This window comes from Paenibacillus sp. ACRRY, assembly GCF_022346995.1.
In the GTDB taxonomy this organism is placed as follows: domain Bacteria; phylum Bacillota; class Bacilli; order Paenibacillales; family Paenibacillaceae; genus Paenibacillus.
In genome coordinates this window covers 216,829-237,546 of record NZ_JAKRNM010000002.1, presented here as the reverse complement: position 1 = coordinate 237,546, position 20,718 = coordinate 216,829, and the positions used below count along the sequence as shown (strand labels likewise).

At 50.5% G+C, this 20,718-nt stretch carries 16 protein-coding genes; 2 read left to right on the top strand and 14 right to left on the bottom strand.

The genetic code is table 11. The features are described from left to right. Window positions 1-6: 6 nt before the first annotated feature. The 8 genes from MH144_RS10280 to MH144_RS10245 form a co-directional block, all read right to left on the bottom strand. On the bottom strand, window positions 7-564 hold the full coding sequence (locus MH144_RS10280; protein WP_239299555.1) for a GNAT family N-acetyltransferase: 558 nt from the start codon (window positions 562-564) through the stop codon (window positions 7-9). Window positions 565-751: 187 nt separating this feature from the next. Beyond that, the gene (locus MH144_RS10275) at window positions 752-3,730 is read right to left on the bottom strand and encodes a beta-galactosidase (RefSeq protein ID WP_239299554.1); all 2,979 of its coding nucleotides are present in this window, start codon (window positions 3,728-3,730) and stop codon (window positions 752-754) included. A gap of 84 nt (window positions 3,731-3,814) precedes the next feature. Beyond that, complete coding sequence (locus MH144_RS10270; protein WP_239299553.1) at window positions 3,815-5,314, bottom strand: glycoside hydrolase family 30 protein; 1,500 nt, start codon at window positions 5,312-5,314, stop codon at window positions 3,815-3,817. An 82-nt stretch (window positions 5,315-5,396) separates the two neighbouring features. Then, on the bottom strand, window positions 5,397-6,242 hold the full coding sequence (locus tag MH144_RS10265) for a carbohydrate ABC transporter permease (RefSeq protein ID WP_095289651.1): 846 nt from the start codon (window positions 6,240-6,242) through the stop codon (window positions 5,397-5,399). Then, complete coding sequence (locus MH144_RS10260) at window positions 6,235-7,122, bottom strand: carbohydrate ABC transporter permease (protein WP_127538764.1); 888 nt, start codon at window positions 7,120-7,122, stop codon at window positions 6,235-6,237. Before MH144_RS10260 ends, MH144_RS10265 begins: the two co-directional genes overlap by 8 nt. Window positions 7,123-7,205: 83 nt before the next feature. After that, window positions 7,206-8,477, bottom strand: coding sequence for an ABC transporter substrate-binding protein (locus MH144_RS10255; protein ID WP_239299552.1), 1,272 nt, complete (start codon window positions 8,475-8,477; stop codon window positions 7,206-7,208). A gap of 181 nt (window positions 8,478-8,658) precedes the next feature. Then, window positions 8,659-9,687, bottom strand: a complete 1,029-nt coding sequence (locus MH144_RS10250; protein ID WP_239299551.1) for a LacI family DNA-binding transcriptional regulator — start codon at window positions 9,685-9,687, stop codon at window positions 8,659-8,661. A gap of 84 nt (window positions 9,688-9,771) precedes the next feature. Beyond that, entirely contained in the window at window positions 9,772-10,659 is an 888-nt protein-coding gene (locus MH144_RS10245; RefSeq protein WP_239299550.1) for a metallophosphoesterase family protein, read from the bottom strand. A gap of 224 nt (window positions 10,660-10,883) precedes the next feature. On the opposite strand from MH144_RS10245, the gene MH144_RS10240 reads away from it, so the two are divergent. Further along, window positions 10,884-11,246: an iron-sulfur cluster biosynthesis family protein gene (locus MH144_RS10240; protein ID WP_239299549.1), complete on the top strand. Its 363-nt coding sequence runs from the start codon at window positions 10,884-10,886 to the stop codon at window positions 11,244-11,246. A 107-nt stretch (window positions 11,247-11,353) separates the two neighbouring features. Here the strand turns inward: MH144_RS10240 and MH144_RS10235 are convergent, their stop codons facing one another. From MH144_RS10235 to argH, 5 genes are read right to left on the bottom strand one after another with little or no spacing between them, the layout of a single operon-like run. Beyond that, window positions 11,354-12,214 (bottom strand): carbohydrate ABC transporter permease, encoded by an 861-nt coding sequence (locus MH144_RS10235; RefSeq protein ID WP_239299548.1) that lies wholly within the window; start codon window positions 12,212-12,214, stop codon window positions 11,354-11,356. Between the two features lie 24 nt (window positions 12,215-12,238). Further along, window positions 12,239-13,183 carry a carbohydrate ABC transporter permease gene (locus MH144_RS10230; protein WP_239299547.1) on the bottom strand — a complete coding sequence of 315 codons (945 nt, stop codon included), beginning with the start codon at window positions 13,181-13,183 and terminating at the stop codon, window positions 12,239-12,241. A 28-nt stretch (window positions 13,184-13,211) separates the two neighbouring features. Then, entirely contained in the window at window positions 13,212-14,591 is a 1,380-nt protein-coding gene (locus MH144_RS10225; protein ID WP_239299546.1) for an extracellular solute-binding protein, read from the bottom strand. A gap of 1 nt (window position 14,592) precedes the next feature. After that, a complete protein-coding gene (locus tag MH144_RS10220) occupies window positions 14,593-15,552 on the bottom strand; it encodes an amidohydrolase family protein (protein ID WP_239299544.1) in 960 nt (319 codons plus the stop codon). Window positions 15,553-15,569: 17 nt separating this feature from the next. Beyond that, the gene (gene argH / locus MH144_RS10215) at window positions 15,570-17,078 is read right to left on the bottom strand and encodes an argininosuccinate lyase (protein ID WP_239299543.1); all 1,509 of its coding nucleotides are present in this window, start codon (window positions 17,076-17,078) and stop codon (window positions 15,570-15,572) included. Between the two features lie 235 nt (window positions 17,079-17,313). Between argH and solA the strand changes: the two genes are divergently transcribed. Then, complete coding sequence (gene solA / locus MH144_RS10210; RefSeq protein WP_343226056.1) at window positions 17,314-18,471, top strand: N-methyl-L-tryptophan oxidase; 1,158 nt, start codon at window positions 17,314-17,316, stop codon at window positions 18,469-18,471. Between the two features lie 149 nt (window positions 18,472-18,620). Here the strand turns inward: solA and MH144_RS10205 are convergent, their stop codons facing one another. Continuing rightward, window positions 18,621-20,651 carry a methyl-accepting chemotaxis protein gene (locus tag MH144_RS10205; RefSeq protein ID WP_239299541.1) on the bottom strand — a complete coding sequence of 677 codons (2,031 nt, stop codon included), beginning with the start codon at window positions 20,649-20,651 and terminating at the stop codon, window positions 18,621-18,623. Window positions 20,652-20,718 lie beyond the last annotated feature (67 nt).

The window sequence follows — 20,718 nt, the reverse complement described above, 5'->3', positions numbered from 1 at the left end:
TGTTTCCTATACCTCACTCTTTAACTTGGAGAACACCGCAAGATCGATGTACCGTCCCTTCTCAAACTCATGCTGCCGCAGCAGACCTTCCTGTTGAAAACCAAGCTTGTGCAGGAGCCCGATCGAGGCCTCATTCTTCGGTTCCACTCTCGCTTCAATCTTGTTCAGCTGCATGTTCATGAAGCCAAAATGCAGCACGGCACGTGCTACCTCAGACATGACGCCCTTCCCCCAATACTCGGGATGCAAATCGTATCCGATCTCTGCACGATTATGTACTTCTTCTCTATTGAGGAACCCGCAGGTACCCACCACTTTACCGGACTTGGGATCTTCAATCATCCAGCGCAGACCGGACTGCTCCCTGAAAATCTTCGTATACCAACCGATCTCATCCATCGCATCGTTCACACTCTCGAAAGGTGTAAACGGCATGAATTCCACAACCGTCTCATTGGAATACAACGCCATAACATCCAGGGCATCCTCTTCAGCTGCGGCTCGCAGGTTGAAGCGGTCGGTCTTAAGCATAGGGAACTCGTCAAACACAAACGGGGTATTCATGGATCGTCTCCTTTAAGCCAAACTGTCATCAAACTCTATTCATCCATATCCATATGTTTCCTATCCATTGTACCAAAAACATGAAAAAAAGACCCCTATTGCACAGCAGATGATAGAAACAATCACCGTACTGTTCAAAAAGGAGTCCTACTGGACACGGTTAACCATGCCTATTCAGACTTGAAGGTTATTCAATTACAACCCATGGGTATTGGGACGGCTTATCAAACAGAAGTCGTATTCGATCAGGTGCACAACCTTCCTCGTCAAATACGAGCAGTTCATTCTCGTCCTGGAGCCAAGAAACGGGAACTTTGTAATCTTCCTGCGGACCAATCTGCCAATATCGGCCCAGATGATGTCCATTCAGATGGAGTGTTCCCTTGCTCATTCCGGTAAGCCGAACCATCAGGTTCACTCGGTAATGTTCCGGTACATCAGGCCGGGAGAACTTCCAGCGATACCACACCGGCTGGCCATATGAACGATCAATCAACGGGTTGGCCATGTGATTGCCACCATACTGAATGACATCCTTTGTTTCCATAGGATCGGCTGATTCATCGAATGTACCCAGCGTTCCCCACTGCTTGGGAAGCAGTGCTTCGTTGCCAGCCATGCGCCAGTCCGTCAGCTCATCTTCATTTCGGTACAGAATAAGCTCCAATCGGTTCAGAGGACTGGTGCTGTAAGGCATCTCCAGTGTGTTGACTTCACCCCGTTTCAAATAGAGTGACAGATCCACTGTATGGAATGAAAACCAGTCCTGATATCCTTCGAGCGGTACATCGATACCATTAACTCGCAGCCCTTTGCTTACAGCTCCAACCAGAATGGCGCGGTCCATGCCATCCAGCGTGAAATTCCGGCTGAGAAGCGGATGTTCCTCCATATAATTTACTTCCTCCAGATGAACAATTCCACTTGCTGCTTGCCAGTCCCGCCGGATATCCTGTACGGAGCCGCCAAGATACACAGGTCCTGCCAATCCTTTGTTCTCTCCCAGATGTGGGGAGAAATTGAGCCTTCCCATGTGCTGGATCAGGATCTGGAGCCTGTTCGTTCCTTTTACAGTCCTCACCGGGATAGCCGCCGCTCCAACCTGTCTTACCAGCGCCTGTTCCACGCCACCCACGTATACTCTGGCCGTATCCTGAAGATCCGGCAGAATGAGATTGCTCGCACTGCCTTCCTCACTGTGGAAGTCGCATTCATAGAGCAAATATCCGTAGTCCTGCCCGTACTCAGCAAAGTGTTCCGGTTGACCGCTCGGTGATAGCGCCGCTGCTTCCAACTTGATACGCGATACGTCCGGGGATCCAGACAACCTTGGAGGCATCGGCAGCACTGGCAGCTGCTGATGGTGAGTGCCCTTCGTCGCATGGTAATCCTGCGCATGACTGGACTCCACTGCGGCATCCGGGTGAATGAACTCGCGTCCAGTCAGTATCTGTTCACCACAGGGCCAGCCACCGAGCAGCATCATGGACCGGTCCGGATCGGAGATCATGCCCTTGACCTGCCCGGATGGCAGAATGTCAACATCATCCAACCCGATCACATAACGCAGTTGTTCCTGATCCGCGCCTTCAATTCTCCAGGTTCTGTCCATCGCTTCACTGTCCAGTACAATGATACGGAGCGGGACACCGCCAGCCTCCAGACGAATCGTACCGGGTTCACGGAAATGGAACAAATCCAGGCGCCGCACATCACTTTCCGGGTCGTGATCCAGGAGCAGCTGCATGCTGCTGCTTATCACTCGCAGGGACGGAGCTTCCAGTTCCACAACCGAACGCTGTCCCGTATCTCCCACAATGAACAACGTTCGTTCACCATTCACCATTTCGTTGCCTGTAATCCACACACCACCAGTCAGGAAAACATCATCCGCAATCCGAATCCGGTCAAAAACCGGAACGATCTGCCCAGGACCCAAGGCAACATGAAGGGTCCGTCCTTCTTCCAGCGTAATAGGCAGCGTCTGTCGTTCATCCAAGTGACTCTCCAGAAACCAGACCGTCTGGTCGCCAGAACGTCGGCCTCGCATGGAAGTCCCCTTTGGATGGCGCGGGCTAGTCTCCGCTTCCGGCACCTCTTCGGATTCCATGAAGAACGCTCCGAACGCATTTACGAAATAGGACCACTTCTTCGTTACCGCGTACTTCGGCGTCACACGCCCGTATTCATTCAGCGGTGCATCGTAGTCATACGAAGTGACCATGAATATGTCGCTGCTGCCCACGGTTCTTCCGCCATATCCGCCAAAGTTGGTCCCGCCATAGAACATATAATGGCTGATCCCGGTATACCCGGCACGGAGAACCTCCATCAGCCGCTTTTCCAGTAATGGCGCCGTTTTCTGAATGGCAGAGGGTCCACCCCAATTCTCGAACCATCCGGTCCAGAACTCAGTAACCATCTTCGGCGTATCCGGCTGTTTATCACGCAGCTTCGCATAATGCCCGTCAGCACCTGACCAGAAGTTGGCCCCTTCGATCGTCCCCTCTGCACCCCCTACACTGGTAATGAGCGGAACTTCGATACCCCGCTGCAGCAATCCATCCCGGAGGCGAATCATATGGTCGCTTGCTGCGGCGTCATCCATCAGATACCCGTATTCGTTCTCCACCTGGACAAGAATGACGCTGCCTCCAGCGGAAACCTGGCGTTCACGGATGATCGGTATGATCCGGTCGAAGTACAGGTCCACATAGTGCAGATAGGTTTCGTTGTTTTCACGGAATTTCACGTTTGGCTTCGTTTCCAGCCAGTAAGGAAATCCGCCAAAATCCCATTCTGCACAGATGAATGGGCCTGGACGTGCAATGACCCACATACCCAGTTCGGCACACAGATCCAGGAAGGCTCCACAGTCATGATCTCCTGCGAAATTCCACTGTCCTTCCTCGGGTTCATGAACGTTCCAGGCAAAGTACGTATCGATACAGTTCATGCCGGCCAGTTTGGCCTTAACTAATACTTCTCGCCACTCTTCTCTTGGCATCCGGAAGTAATGAATCGTTGCACTGTTCAGAAATACGCGTTGTCCATTCCACATGAAGCTATGCCGGTCATAACTCCATTCCGAAGTAACACGGTTGTCAGCCCCAGGTTCTGTATTCTTCTCCTGCTCATGAAGCAAAAGGGATCGTTTCTCTGTCAAAGCGTTCCCCTCCTTCTTAAATGTTTGAGTTCATATGTCATTCGTCTATTCCTAATTAAGCGAATGGATCTGCGTCTGCTTCATCTACTCGCCCGCCTTCAACGTTACACCTTCCAGCACCACGGTGGTCACGGAATTGTCCGCCACCGGCACTTCCACTCCATTGGCATACACCGGAATGTCCTCAAGCTGTTCCATATTCCGGTCCGGTGAGGTCTGGTACACCTGTGCCGTGGATGAATTCCCAATATCAAAAGACTGCAAATCAAACGCCTTTTTCCCTGCAGACAGTTCATTGCGGATAACCAGCACCAGTCTCTGGCGCTTTGCGTCATAGGCAGCCAGCGTACGTCCATCATCGGTCGGTATAATCTGCGTACCCGGACGAATGTACTTGGTGAACTGGGCCATGCCGTAATACTGCTTGGTCATCTCATACTGCTCATCCCCGTTAAAATTGGCATGGATGAAGCCCCAGTTATTATTCGCACCTTCATCTTCAACCGCCTGCCAGTAGACCCAGGCAGAAGGCTGCATGATTTTCAGATCAAACATGATTCGCTCCGCCAGTTCCTGTACCGATGTCATATCTTCGTGATGATGAGGTTCACTGCCTCCCGTGCCATACTCGGACATCCACAATTTCTTGCCGTACCGCTCGGCCAGCGTGCGCAGTTCCTCCATTTTGCTTCCATTATAAGAATGGGTGTTGATCTGCGCGATCACATCCAGCGTATCCTGATCATAGATGCTGAAGTTGTGTACGGTTTCATCAATACTGTTGTCGTCCGCAGCACTGATGACCGTACCATCCAATCCCTTGCTCTTCAGCGATGCAGCCACCTTCTTGATGATCTCGGCCTGCTTGTCGTTGCTGAAGTGACTGCCTTCCTGCATGTTGCCTTTTTTCCACCAGTCCGAGGAAGGTTCATTCAGGGGATCAAGCGTCCGGAACGTAATGCCCCACTCATCCCGGTAATGCTTCACCACTTCGGTCAAATAATCGGCAAAGGCGTCATACTGATCCTCACGCAGATTATTGCCGCCGTCTACAGCACCCGTTACCGATCCGCTGATTGTCATCCAATACGGTGGTGAGTTGGAGAATGCTTCAGCAATGTTAACTCCGCGTTCCAGGGAGCCCTGCAATACCGATCGCTGACCTGCATCCGCCTCCCAGTCCCACACGCCCGGTTCAGGTTGGAAGCCGGGAACATCACCGCCAGGGCGAAGCGCCTTCATTTCCGGGTTCTCTTCTCCGCCGATATTGTAACGGACGATATTCAGTCCCAGTCCCTTTTCTGCATCAAAGACCAAATCCATGACTTCATCGACCTTCGACTGATCCTTCCATCCTCCCAGATCGTTGGCCCACCATGCAAGCGACGTGCCCCATCCTTCAAAATGGTCATAGGACTGTTCCAGTTGCAGACGTACCGGCTCACCCTCAAATGCGAGCATCTTGGATTTTTCATTGGAAAATTGATTCACGATGATTCCTCCTCCCGCCAGAAGCACAATCAGGGCCATACCGATCAGGGTATAGCTCCTGTTGCGGCTGCTGCGTTGTTTGTTATCCGCCATGGTTCACCCAATCCCTTCTCCATGCACGAACATGACATCCACTGATTTTCACGACAGGTTCAATCATTGTACATACCTCCCGTTACTTGATTCCGCTGCTGCCCCCGCTAATGTTGGCTTCATAGACATAACGCTGTCCGAACAGATAGACCAGCACCATCGGAATGGTCAGGAACAAGGAAGCAATCATGACCAGGTTCCAAGGAGGCATCTGCCCGCCGCCAACGGTTGTCAGGAGCTGAACGCCAAGCGCAAGCGGCATTTTCTCCGGATCATTGATATAGATGAGCGGCCCCATGAAGTTCCCCCAGTTATAGGAAAACGAGAAAATGGCGATGGCCGCCAGGATGGGATACGTCAGCGGCATGATGATCTTCCAGTAGATGCCCGGATGTCCCATGCCGTCGATCATCGCTGCTTCATCCAGCGACTTCGGAATGCTCATCACGAACTGACGGATCAGGAATACGTTGAACGCCCCTGCGAAGAAGCTCGGTACGATGAGCGGATAAAATGTATTGATCCAGTCCAGATGACGGAAGATGATGAACTGCGGTACCATCGTGACCTCACCCGGAATCATCATGGTGCTCAGCAGAACGATAAACAGAAACCGGCTGCCTTTGGCCTTGATACGGGCGAAGCCATAAGAAACGATGGAAGCTGACAGGACCGAACCCACGATGGTGAATACGGTAATGATGATTGAATTTTTCAAATAGGTGCCCAGGTTGTTGTTGGTGAAAATCGTGTAGAAGTTCGACCATTGAAACTCCAGCGGCACAAATGTAAAGGCCGACTTCACCGTGGTTGCGTCACTCGCCAGCGCAATCGAGATCATGTACAGGAAGGGCGAAGCAAGCAGCACCCCGACCAGGATCAGAAAAATGTAGGATATCGTTTTCTCCGCAGTGGATGGATTACTCATTCGCTTTTCCCTCCTCGTAGTGCACCCATAGTGCCGATGAACGGAACACAACCAGGGTGAGTGCCATGATGATAATGAACAGCACCCAGGCTATGGCTGAGGCGTAGCCCATTTTGTAGAACTGGAATGCATTCTGGAACAGGTAGGGAACGACCATCTGGCTCGCATTGTCAGGCCCGCCCGCGGTAACAATGAACACCTGTGCGAACGTCTGCAGCGCTCCGATCATCCCGGTAACCAGATTGAAGAAGATGACGGGCGTGAGCATCGGAAAGGTAATATGGAAGAAGGATTGTGTGCTCTTCGCTCCGTCAATGGCAGCAGCCTCGTACAGCTCCTGGGGAATGCCTTTCATACCCGCCAGCAGCAGTACCACGCCACCCCCAACGCCCCAGAGGGACATGAGAATCAATGCAGGTTTGACCCAGTTCGGATCGAGCAGCCAGGCAGGACCCGGAATGCCGAAGATGGACAGAGCCTTGTTAATCAACCCTTCGGTCGGTGCCAGCAAATGAATGAAGAGCAGCGAGCTTGCTACGACCGGTACGACCGACGGCAGATAGAACAATATGCGAAAAAAGGTAATGCCCTTGATTTTTTTGTTCAGATAATAGGCAATCCAGAGGGAGATCGACATGCCGAGTGGAATGGATATCAATGCATAGAAGAACGTATTACCCACGGACTTCCAGAACAGTGGATCATCGGTGAGCAGCGTTTTGTAGTTGTCGAACCCGATAAATTCCGGGGTCTGGAACAGATCCCAGTTGGTGAAGCTCATATAGATGGAAAACAGGATCGGACCCAGGGTAAGCCCCAGGAAACCGATCAGCCAAGGCGAGATGAAGAGATAAAACCATTTCCCGTCTTTTTTTCTCACGTTAAGCCCTCCCCATGACGTAGAGAGCAGATGGAGATACGCACAAGTTCATGTGCTGCGCTCCATCTGTCCCCCTGTCCATGCTATTTGTAGAGTCGTTCCAGCCCACTCTGAATTTCGGTTACCGTATCATCCAATGAGGCCTTGTTGTTGAAGTAGACGCCAAGCTTGTCATTGATCAGCTTCATCATTTCGTTCCATTGCGGGTTGAATGGTTCTGCATAGATGGTGGATTCGCTGAATGCAGCCATGTTGATCTTCTTGCCGCCATATTCGGCATTCAGGAATTCATCGCTGGACAGTCCCGCCTTCGTAGCCGGTGCATCCTGTCCTGCCTTGATCATCGGCATCTGTGCCTCAGGCGTCGTCAGTGCTTCAATAATCTGGAATGCTTCCTCCTTGTGTTTCGATGCATTGGTGATGGTGAAGCCGTTGAAGAACGCGTTCGTCTCCCCCCATACCGGAGAGATATCCCAGTTGATGCCTTCCACCTTGGCCAGAGAACCGATGTTCCAGAACCCTGTTGTTTCCATCGCGATTTTGCCCTGAGCGAACAGCGGGTCCGCACCAATATTACCCATGTCGGCAATCTCCGTCGGTGTCGGTCCAGCACCGTGCGTGAAGATCAGGTCGTTCATGAATTGCAGCGCATTGCGCACCGGTTCAGTGTTGAAGGTTGGCTTGCCGCTCTCGTCGAACAGCGATCCGCCGTTCTGGTAGATCAGCTGCATCCACTGCGGCCACCAGCTTCCCGGGTAATACCCCCATTGAACCGTCTTGCCGTTCTCCTGCACCGTCAGCTTCTTGGCTGCTTCGAGCAGGTCTTCCTGGGTCCATTCCTTGGTTGGGTATTCCACCCCGGCCTTGTCGAACAGATCCTTGTTATAAAAGAGTACCATCGCGCCAGCACGGTCCGGCATGCCGAACTGCTTGCCATCGTATTTCATGAGGTTTGCGATGTCATCGGAGTAACGCTCTGACATGTTGACATTGTTCGCCTGGATCATCTCATCCAGCGGAATGATCTGATTTTTGGAGGCGTACGCCTGATAGTTCTCGGCAATCATCATGATGTCGGGCGCAGTTCCCCCGGCGATCATGGTCTGTACCTTCTGGTCATAATCCCCGGCAACCACGTTGAGCTTCACATTAATATCGGGATATGTCTGTTTCACAATGTCGAGTCTCTCCTGGTAAATCTTCTTCTCATCCTCGGAGCCCCAGATGGTCATGCTCAGATCAACCTTGCCTCCGGCCCCGCCAGCTGAATCACCGCCGTCTCCACTACTGCAAGCTGTCAGAACCACAACCATAACCAACATCAATAACGAAATGACCTTTAAACTTCTTCTCATACGGTACGCCCCCTCGAAATAATGAATGGATGACCACGCTGAAACCCGTTTCATGAAATGGGTTTCATAAAGCTTAAAACTAAAACCCGTTCCACTTCATGAAAGGGGTTTCATTTACGGACTCATTATATTTCACCATTCGAGGGAATGTCAACGCTTTCTTTTCCAGATGTCCGTCCCTTTACCGCTTGGCAGATCCAGTGCTCTGACGGATAATCAGCTCCGGCTGCAGCACGGTTTGCTTCTTCGCTTGTCCCTGATTAATCAGCTCGTGCAGCTTATCCACCGCCAGCTTGCCAAGCTGATACGTATTCTGTGATACGGTCGTCAGTTCCGGTATAACCGCACTGGCCAGCGGCGTATCATCGAATCCCACGATGGAAATATCCTGCGGAATCGACAGGCCATGTTCAATTGTTGCCTTGATCGCACCAATGGCGGTGTAATCATTCACGCAGATGACTCCTGTCGGTGGATTGTCCTGCTCCAGCAGCTTGGACATCTCCCTTTTGCCGTCATCGATGGAGAAACTGCCGAGCAGCTGGCGTTCTTTCGGAATTTCGAGTCCATGCTCCTTCAGTTTTTTCTGCACGGCCTTGACCTTAACCATTGTTGTGGACAGTTCTCTCAATCCGCCTACAAAAGCGATGTCCCGATGGCCCAGTTCCAGCAAATGTTCGGCAGCGAGTACAGCGCCTGCCGCTTCATCCGTGTAAACCCGGTGGAAACCTCCTTTGGGAATATTGCCATTGACCAAAACAATCGGCATACGTTTGCCCATATCGATCAATTCCTGAGCCATGTCGTCCGGACAATGCTGCATGTTGATTCTTCCACCAAGGAAAATAATCCCGTCCACCCGCTTTTCCCGCAAAATGGACAGATACTCGGACTCCCGGTTGTAATCCCCCGCCGTATTGCACAGAAAGAACGTGTATCCCAAGCCCCGTGCCTCGTTCTCGGCACCCCAGAATACTTCCGGGAAGAACGGATTGGTAATGTCGGGAAGGATAATGGCAATCGTGCCCGTCTCTTTCTTGATCAGGCTTCGTGCCTGCGCATTGGGCTGGAACTGGTGCTTCTCGATAATCGACATGATCTTCTCCCTCGTGCTTGCCCGCACGGGTGCCGTATCGTTGAGCACCCGGGAGACGGTCGCAACAGATACGTTCGCTTCTTTCGCGATGTCATAAATGGTGATCGGTGTCATAAGTGGAACCTTCCTTTGTCTCTAATTTTCCTGCTTATCATACCAGATAAGGATGGGCGATGAAATGGGTTTCACTCTGATACATCAACCTCGTGTCAAAATAAACAACTTGCTGTCGGCATTCACGACCTGCGTGCCGTTGTTCAGCTGCACAAGGGACGTATTCCAGTGGGTATGTCCGCAAAAGACAACCGTCTCCGGCCCGGCCTCCAGGGCCTGCCGGATCAGCGGTTCACCCATGAGCCCAAGCTCGGGAATGCCCGGGCTTTGGTGCAGCAGCAAGCAATCCGGATGCTGCTTCAGCAGCTTGTTCATGGATTGCAGATAATGCTTCTCCGGCAGCCTGTTCGGCTTGTCCGTCCTGCCGATAATGCCGCCCAGGCCAGCGATTCGTAGCTGCTGTGACTGGGCGGCAGCATGCGGCGCGGGGCCATCCGCTGGCGGGCCTGCGTCAATGACGGCCGGGACATCCATGTAGTGGATGCCCTCGCCGCTGTGCAGCCGATGAGCGCCTGCTTCATCGGTGATGTCATGGTTGCCGTCCACGCCGGCAACCCAGCCGAAGGCTTCCCGGAAGGCAAGCCAGACGGGAACCGGATTGCCGCTGGCTCCCCTTTTGCCGCGCCGGGCATACAGGTCTCCGCACAGCAACACCCCCACATGATCCGGATCAACCTCCGGCCATTCCACTTCCAGCAGCAGCCGGACATGGGCAGGCAGCATTGCACCGAGCAATGCATCCATGTCGGATTCAGCCGCTGCATCGGCAGTTATCGTGTGCGTCTCCCTCCGGGGAATTGGCACGATACCCTGCAAATCGGAAGCTACAATAAGGGCATCTACACCCTCAGGCAGCCCGGAAACCGTACCATGATATATGGGCAGCTGTGCCTGAACCACCTCTCCCCCGGGGATGGCATTCAGGTAATCATACGGTTCGACCGGCTGGTCGTTCAGCTTCAAGATTTTCATGCAAATTCGCCTCCTTCGCTGACGAAAAATGTGCTTGTTTTTGTACAGAAGTACTCTAAACTTCTATTAGCATTTATGTATGAATTCCAAGCTTGTACATGGAGCAAATTCTCTTCATTTTTCCTTGATTTTGGCATGGATACTCCTTCTATTTTACATCACTCGCCCATATATTAGATTGTAAGCGAATTCATAAGGTGATTAGAGGAGTGTGAACTTACGTTATGATCATTCAGGTCAGCCCGCTGGCAGAATCAAGACTTAACGCGATGCTGGGAGATCGGCCAGGCTATTTAAAGCTGTTTTATGACACCGATGGATGCGGATGCGATGGCACTGCGGTCCTTCTGATCGTTAACGAACCGGATAGTGATGACATTCCGATTGAATCCGGTGCGCTTCCTTTTCTCATCAACAAACAGCAGCAGATGTACTTCGAGTCCAACTTGCGTCTGCAATCGGAGAATAGCTTCCCTTCCTACCGGCTGACCAGTGATTCCATGATCTACGGCAGCAATGTCAAGGTCCATGATCTTCGGGATACGGCCAACTCTTCACCCGAGCCGCTCAGTTGGTTCGTCCGCTGATTTATTTTACTACGCTTAAACACATATGCAAAAGCCGGCACTCCCGTTGGAGCGACCGGCTTTTGTTATGGAAGGTATGGCAAACTATATCTGTACCGGATCTAGACCTATTTGAGACCCGTTGTAGCAATGCCGCGGATAATCTGTTTTTGGAAACACAGAAAAAGGATAATAAGCGGAAGGACGGAAAGTGTTGCACCTGTCATAATTTGCACCCAGTTGCTGCTGTCTTTGGCTTCGCTTGAAAAGAAGGCCATTCCAACCGGTATCGTAAACATCTCCTCGCTCTGTGTAATAATCAGCGGCCAGATGAATGAATTCCAGCTGCCCAGAAACGTCAAAATGCACAGGGTTGCCAGCGCTGGCTTCACCAATGGAACGGCAATCCGAAGGAAAATGCCCCATTCGCCCATACCGTCAATCCGCGCCGCATCCAGCAATTCCGAGGGCAGGGATTCCATGAATTGCTTCATCAGGAAGATGCCAAACCCCGAGATCAGACCCGGAAAAAGAATGCCCCAATACGTGTCCATACCGTTAAAGCTGCTGGATACCAGGTACCATGGAATGATCAGCATTTCGGTCGGAACCATTAGTGTACTGAGAATTAGCACAAAAATCACTTGCTTCCCCCAAAATGAGAATTTGGCCAAAATGTATCCGGTAATGGAATCAAATGCACACACACTTGCGGTGGCAATGACAGCAATGTACAGACTATTCAGCATCCATGTCGGAAATGGAGTTTCCCGAAACATGGTGGCGTAATTCTCCCACGTGAACCGGGAAGGGATCAAGCTCAATGAATAAATCTCATCCAGTGTCTTAAACGATGTAGAGATCATCCACAGGAACGGGAACACCATTACACCAAGCCCAAGTGTAAGCAACATGTAACTGACAAGGGACCCGGAGCGTTTCCAGTGTACAGTCGCCTTGGATGCGTGCCATGCAGAAGCTCTGCTCATCCTGGCAGCATACCTCCTTTCATATTAATCCTGTTGAAAACGACTTCCCATTACTTTTAACTGAATCAGAGTCAGCACAAGAATGATGGCAAACAGAATGACGATCGCTGCAGAAGCCATGCCCATGTCAAAACTTTTGAAGGCCAAATTGTAAATGTGTAATACAACCGATATGGTTGAATCCAGCGGACCACCACCTGTCATATTCAGCACCTGGGTGAAGGATTGCAGAAACCCAATGCTTGCCATAACGACAGACAACAGCATCACGGGATTCAGCAGAGGCAGGGTAATATGTACAAACCTTTGCCAGGCTGTTGCCCCGTCAATGGAAGCTGCCTCATAATACATCTTCGGAATATTTTCCAGCCCCGCGAGAAAAATCAGCATTTGAAACCCGATATTCTGCCAGACCATTACCGTGATGATCCAGAAGATGGCTTGGGAGGGTGAGTACAGAAAAGACTGTGGACCAAGACCTGCCTCAATAAACAGGGAATTCACAATCCCATTTTTCATCAGTAACCACCGAAATACCCAGCTTACCGCTACCACACTGGTTACATATGGAATGAAATAGGCCGTTCTGAACAAGCCCCTTAGTTTAACCACCTGCTGCAGAAGCAGCGCGACGATCAATCCCGCAATTAACTGTGCAGGTACACCTACTACGACATAGATCCCCGTGTTCATCAATGCCTTGAGGAATAGTGAGTCGCTTAGCAGCGTCGCGTAATTGTTCAAACCCACAAAAGGTTTGTCCGGTGACAGCATGCCCCATTCGCGAAAGCTCACATTGAAGGAATACAGGATAGGCAGGATGCGGACCACGACAAAGTAGAGCAGCGGAATCAGCAATCCGCCATAAATGAACAGAAGCCTCTTCTGCCTGTAATTCAGTATTCTTAATCCCCGTTCGGAAAACAACCGCCGCTTCGGCCGCGAAGGAATGACGCCAGTGGTTCTCATATATTTTTCCAGCCTCCTTGATCAGGCCTTATTTTTGCTTATCCTGCTTAGCCCAATAATCGTCATACAGCTTTTGCGTTTTGGCCACCAGATCAAGAAATGCCTGTTCCTCGGAAACACCATTCAGCAGCACTTCATCCACCGCATTAACAAACAGTGTGCGTTCCTGTGTCTCATCAATGAAGAAGTGGGCATTAGCATCGTTGAGTTGAGAGATGAAAGGGCCCAGCAACGGATCGTTAACATACTTATCCTGGAGAGCCACCTCTTTTTGGGCAGGCAATTCGCCCACTTTCTCCACCCATTGCTCCTGAACCCCCTTACTGATCAGAAACTGCAGGAATGTCGTTGCGGCTTCCAGCTTCTCCCCGGTCACATTGGCAGGGATGGCGTTGGCCCAAAATGAAGCCTGTGTCGATTTTCCTTTATACGCGGGCAAGGGGGCGACGGCAAAATTCAAATCCGGTGCGTCCTTCTTGATGGAGCCCAGCCGGTACGAACCGTCCACGTTGATGGCGGCATACCCCGTTTTGAATGCATTAGCGTCATCAGTATAAAAGCCGTTAATGCCTACCTTATGCTTGGTCGCAAAATCAACCAGATACGTGAATGCTTCAAGTCCAGCAGGTGACTCGTTCCACAGGATCTGTCGGCGATCCTCGCTGGTGTCCTTGCCTCCCGCCTGATACAGCAGTCCATCCCGGAACCAGTGGTGAAGCTGGGAACCTGGTTCCCAGGCAAAGCCCTCAATGACAAACTGTCCATTCTTATCCGTTTCCGTCAAGGACTTGGCATCAGCGACAAGTTCTTCCCAAGTGGTGGGCGGTTTCTCAGGATCCAATCCAGCCTTGGCGAATAGGTCTTTGTTATAGAACAATCCCAGTGTCCTTACCCCCGTAGGGAGAGCGTAGTAGTTTCCGTTCAGCCTCGCTGTCTCGACAAAAGGAAAAAATCGATCGGCTATATCCGGAAATTCAGTTTCCGGCAAGGGCTGCAAATAACCGGATTGCACATATTTGGGCAGCCACCCGTAATACAGATTAATGACGTCCGGCCCTTTGCCGGCAGGTACAAGCGTGGCCACCTTTTGATTGTACTGATCGTATGGAAAATTGGTTTGTTTGACTTTAATATCGGGATGTTCACTTTCAAATTCCTGGATCAACGTATCCATTAGCTCCACCTTGGCCGGGAACTCATACTGCCAATATTCGATGGTCACCGGCCCGGAATCGCCATTCGAAGCTGTACCGGTCTCCGGCGTCTCGCCGGATGACTTCGCTGAACAAGCCGTAATACTAAGTAATAGAACGCCTACAATCAAAAATCGCAGGCCTCTGCGCTGTTTCCATGGATTCACACGTGATATCGTCAAAACAAAACCACTCCCCTTCTCCTTCAGATCCATATCATTCACTCCGATGGTTTCCCGCATTGGTTCCGACTTGATTCAGAGCATGCAGATTGAGCAGCCGCCTTGCATTATTTCCGAAGATAAGCTCGATATCCGCTTCATGGAAACGCAGTTCCCGGCAGACTCGAACCTGATCTTGCAGATAACGATACGGATAACCGCGAGGGAATCCACTTGCATCCGTCCCAAAAATGATTCGTTCCGGGCCGAGCAATTCGTAGGTTTTACGGAACAATGTCTCAAGGTTCAGCTCATAGGGCATCCAGCGTACCCATTGGTTGGAACCCGAGGTATCGATGTAAATGTTAGGGCAGCTCCAGCATAGATGCAGCAATTCCTGAAAGTAGCCCGCCCCAAAATGCGGGATGATAAACGGAATATCCGGATATGTCCGAGCCGTGTTAAAAATCGCAAGCGGATTGATATTAGGATGATGTACGATGCCTCCCGCATGACCTAACAGGCCAAAGTGAATCAATACAGGCAGCCGGCGTTCGGCAAGAAACTCCCATACCGGGTCAAGGGAAGGTGAGTCAAAAGGAATCTGGGTAAGTGGTCCAAAAAGCTTGTATCCCCGCAGCCCCAACTCATCAACCGAACGTCTCAGTTCGACAGCCGCACCATCACCCTCAATCGGATGACAAGCGAAGCCGGTAAATCTGTCCGGATATCGGGATATCTGCTCGGCGAGCTTGTCATTATCCAGAGCTGTCAGGAAGTTAAGCCCGCCAATATGGTATTTATCCAATTCATCTACCCACCGGTCAATTAGGGGTCTTGCGGCATCCTCTGGTGCCAACTCCCCTTCGGGAAAATCCCATGAAAGTCGCATGCGCTCACTCCGCTCTCTCCCATAACGTGATATCAACTCATGTGTTTTATGCTGGGAGAGCAGCAGTTTGTATGGAAGATGTGCATGGACATCAAACACTTCGAAATCAGGATTGGAGAACATCGTTTTGCTCCTTTCGTTTAAGTTCTGTTAAGCCATCCGTTCAGAATTTGATTCAGATTCTCATCCACCGAACAGAGCTTGCTGGTGGTATTGCGACTCCATGCTTCAAGCTCATCGAGCCTTGTTTCTTGACCCGACAATGCTCTATGAACTTCATCCGGACTAGGCCCTCCCTTGATGTTCCGAATGTTAACAAAATGCTGCGGGGATACTGCCTTTTGCAAAGTTTCGCGCGTCAGAACGAGTGCTTGGTCTGCCATGTTTTGCACCGCTGCTTCGACGTTCTCCCAGGTTAAGCCTGAGATCGGCTTGCCGGATTCGATCAATTGACTAACCAAACGGCTTACAATGGAGTGTGATTGGCGAAATGACAATCCTTCCGTACGGACGAGCGTATCCGCAAGTTCGGTCACTGTGGCGAAACTGTTCTCTGCCCGCTCACGAAGCAGCGCCTCATTAACCCTGAGTGAACGAATGACTTCGGATAGCAAACGGTATACGGACTCCAGCGTGCTGAGACTTCTCCACAGATAAGGCTGCATATCATCTTCCGTATCCACAATGTCACCAAAAGGGGTGTTATGCATCATGCCAAGAACGGTGGCTGCATCCCCTTTGGCACTGGAAAGGAGTGAACGAGCATGCTCAAGGGAAACCGGATTTCGTTTTTGCGGCATGATGGAACTAATCTGGACGTAAGGTGCGGCAACCATTATTCCGCCATATTCCTGCGTACACCACAGCAGCAAATCTTGAACATGACGTCCCAGATGGACTGCCGCAAGCTGTGCGGCAGAAGCGGCTTCTCCTGCATAATCTGCACCGCTGACAGCGTCGTAGGCATTTTCAATAACGTCCTCGAATGCAAGTAACTCAGCGGTCCGTTCCCGAGAGATTGGGAAACCGGACGTGGTTAGCGCCGCAGCGCCTAGGCTGCTGCGATTACAGCCTGCGTAGGCTGTTTTCAATCGGTGGAGGTCGCGTTCCAGTGAATCACTAACGGCACAGATGTAATGAGCAAGTGTTGTGGGTTGGGCTTGTTGTGTGTGGGTGTGTGCGATCATGAGGGTATGAATGTGACGTGATGCAAAATCTCTGAGACTTCGGTGAAGTGACAATCCTGAAGCAATGGCCGTGCTCAGCTTCTCTCTCAGCACTATACGATACATGGCTATCCCCATATCGTTGCGGCTCCTGGCTACATGCAAATTTCCGGTGCATTCTCCGCCAAGCTTCTCCAGCTCATATTCAACCTGAAAAAACAGGTCTTCCACCCGGAATGAATAGGTACTGGTCCGAAGTTCATTCACTTGAAGATTTAGAACGGCTGAAGCGATGCGAAGGGCCTCAGGTTCAGATATAATGCGTTGTTCCCGAAGCATAATAAGATGTGCTTTGTTTACGGCCATCATGGGGTTCAGCAGATGCTGTCTGGCCTGGTTATAGGCAGGTTCAAGGACAATTTCGGCATAGGTTGGACTGGGAAATGAAGATGCTTGCTCGCGATCGATTGACGTTGACTTCACTCTCCTTTATGAGAATCCGGGTTAATCCAGTCACCAAAGCCAATTAATCCGGTCGGAATGTATGGTTCAAAACTCTACCACGATCTTGGACAGCATACAACTCAATTCCTAATCGAACTTTTCTATTGTCGTATTTCCATTCTCTATAAGCTGCCTCTTGACCAAACTCGCTTTCAAGTCTACATTATCATGTAAGCTAATCAAGCCTAATCAATCCGCGAGAGGAGGAGCTCTTATCACACCATTCTATGACGTCATTATCGTTGGAGCAGGCTCCATGGGGATGAGTGCAGGTTATTATCTGGCACGAAGCGGGCTAAAAACCCTGATGATTGATGCTTTTGATCCCCCACATACCGAAGGCAGCCATCATGGAGAGTCCCGATTGATTCGCCATGTTTACAGCGGGGGACCTGATTACATCGCGATGGCACTCCTTGCCCAGAATTTATGGCAGGAGTTGGAGGATATAACTGGCAACAACCTGCTTGTTCGTTCAGGGGTTATCAACCTGGTTGACCCAGAGTTCCATTCGTTTCGCGACCGGTTAACTCATGCAGATGATGCCGGAGTCCGATATGAAATGCTGCGTGCAAATGAAGTGATGAAGCGCTGGTCAGGGATTACCATACCTGAACATTATGAAGGCATGTACGAACCGGATGCTGGTTATCTGTTCAGTGAACGCTGCATTCAGACGTATCGGCAAGCCGCAGAACAAGCGGGTGCCACCTTGCTGACGCATACTCCTGTGGAACATGTCGAGTACGGACCTCAGTCCGTATCCGTAAAAACCACTGGTGGAGATACGTATCATGCAAGTAAGCTCATAATCAGCACAGGTGCCTGGTTCCAGACATTGAAGCCATTTGTGGATCTCCCGATCCGGGCCGTTCGCAAAACGGTAGGATGGTTCGATGCACCGGAAGCATTGTTCGGTGAAGAACATTTCCCTGGTTTCACCATATCCGAACAGGAAGGGATCTATTACGGATTCCCTAGTATCGGAGGGGCCGGAGTGAAGATTGGCCGTCATGATACAGGACCAACATGGACGCCAGGAGAGCAACAGACACCGTTCGGAGCAGAAGAAACAGATGAGGGTGAACTGCGGAGGCTGCTTGAGCTTCGAATGCCGCTGGCGGCAGGCCAATTAAAACGTGGCAGTGTATGCAAATACGAAATGACGCCGGACGAGGATTTTATTATTGATCGTCACCCGCTGCATGAGCATGTTTGGCTGGCAGGCGGATTCTCGGGTCATGGCTTCAAATTTGCGAGCGCGATTGGCCAGATCCTGTCCGATTTGGTCCAGACAGGGCATACGGATCAGGATATTGGAAGGTTTGCCCTGTCCCGATTCGCCAAGACTGGCATCTCATCATCACTATAAATTCAAAAGACGTGCAGGGACATCATCAATCCTTATCGATTGGTGTCCTTGCACGTCTTCTTCATGAACCATTTTAATATTATAAAATAAATTCTTATGATACTTGCTTAAAACGGGATGGGTTACTTCATTTTGGGTACTTCATTGGGTTAATTCGTTTTAAACTTCGCGGCTTCCTCTGCAAGCCGTTTGGTCAGCGTATCAATGGTCTGCACCATCTCTGCCAAATGCTCTGTCATCCCCGCTTGCTCCTGCATTGTTGCGGTCACTTCCTCAACTGAAGCCGATACTTCCTCACCGGAAGCAGACAAGTTCTGTGCGGCCCCAAGGACATCATCCTTGTCACGTTCAATGGATTCGATCTCGGAAGCAATGGCCTGTACCTGGTTCATGATCTCATGCATATTTTGCGTAACAAACGTAAAGGTTTCCTTGGTTTGACCAACACTGCTCTTATGCTGTTCCGCAATGGCCTCAATGGCTTGTACGCTGCGGTTATTCTGCTCGACATGTTCAATCGTCTGCATCACGATCCGCTTGATGTCTTCCGACTGTGCGGTCGTCTGCTCTGCCAGTTTGCGGATCTCCGAGGCAACAACGGCGAAGCCGCGTCCCTGATCACCTGCTCTGGCTGCCTCGATGGAAGCATTAAGTGCAAGCAGCTTCGTCTGATTCGCAATCTCGGCAATGGTACCTGTAATCTGATGAATGCCTGAAGAACTCTCGGCGAGTTGCACCGTAATTTTAGAGATATTGCCCACTTCAATCTCATTCTGATTGTTCACGGCAATGAGCTTATCAACGACTTCATGATTGTTTTCAAATGCGTTGGTAATCTCATCGGCTTTGCGTTTCACCGCCTGTGATTTCTCGCTCACACTCGCAATCTTGCTTCCAACGTTCATGAATTTATCCACGATGGATTCCGTATCGCTTGCCTGTGATTCCATGGCCCGCGAAATTTCCATTGCCGTTGTTGTTGTATCCGCAATGGATGCGGAAGTCTGCTGCGTGGATTGATCCAGCTCGGTTGTACTGGTGTTCAACGTATCAATGGAGCTGTTCATGCTGGAGATCAACTGTCTGTTGACACCCACCATCGTGTTGAAGCTGTCCGCCAAGTCTTTGAACTCTCCACTGTATTTGCCTTCTGCCTGAACGGTCAGGTCTCCGCTTGCGAGCTGTCTGAACAATCCGGTCAGTCTGGTTATCGGTTTAGTTAACATAAGCGAGATCAGAATTCCAGCTGCGATGGAAACCGCAATGGCACTGAACAGAACGATATACATTTTGTTCGCCATGGATACGAGCGGCTTCCGCACGTCCTCGTACGAATCCTCCACGATTACCGTCCAATCAGAGCGTGGAATTTTGGAGTAGAATACCACTTTTTCTTCCGAGCTGACTTCCCCTTGCTGCAGCTGTTCGCTTGGAGGCAGATCAATCAATGTCTGATATTCCCCGGACTCCATCTTCTGGCCTGTCAACGTCTCATCTGACGAATGGAACATCACCGTACCTACACGATCCAGGATGATAACACTACCTTTTTCATTGATTTCGATATTCTGCAGCTGGTCGACGAAGAACGAGGTGGTTGCAGTAGATACCAACACGCCTTCTACTTGATTGTCATCATTATAAATTGGCATGGCAAAAGCGTTTCCCAACGTACCTAACGTTTTGGAAATAATCCCGTCACTGATGACATTCCGTCCTTGAATGGCCTGCTTAAAGTAATCACGATCTGCACGTTCACCCTTGAGGGCTGACGGATCATTTGCTGCAACAATAATGCCTTCCTTGTCCAGCAAGATAATATTGCTGTTGCCCTCCATTCCTGCAAGACTGTCTGCCAGTATGCCATTCGCTTTGTCAATCAGTTCACTATTTTCCGTGAAAAATGCATCATCGCTCTGTTCTCCCGAATTCCGTATCTGGAGCAATTCCTCAAATGTACGATGGGTCGTAATCAGAAACGTTGACTGTTCCTCCAGGGTAAGGGATGTGAACAATCCCGCCCCGATCCGATCGGAAGTCGCTTTAATCTCATCTTTACTTTTGTCCAGCGTAATATTTTCTGCAACCCTATAACATAAGATCGCCGTAACTACCAATACGATACATACCAGCACACTGATCATCAGCGGCAATCTGACCCTGAAGGACATATTCGTCATGCTTCCCTTCACCTTACCGAATAACTTCAATTCATTTCACCTTCCATTTTCATCATGTTGTAATCCA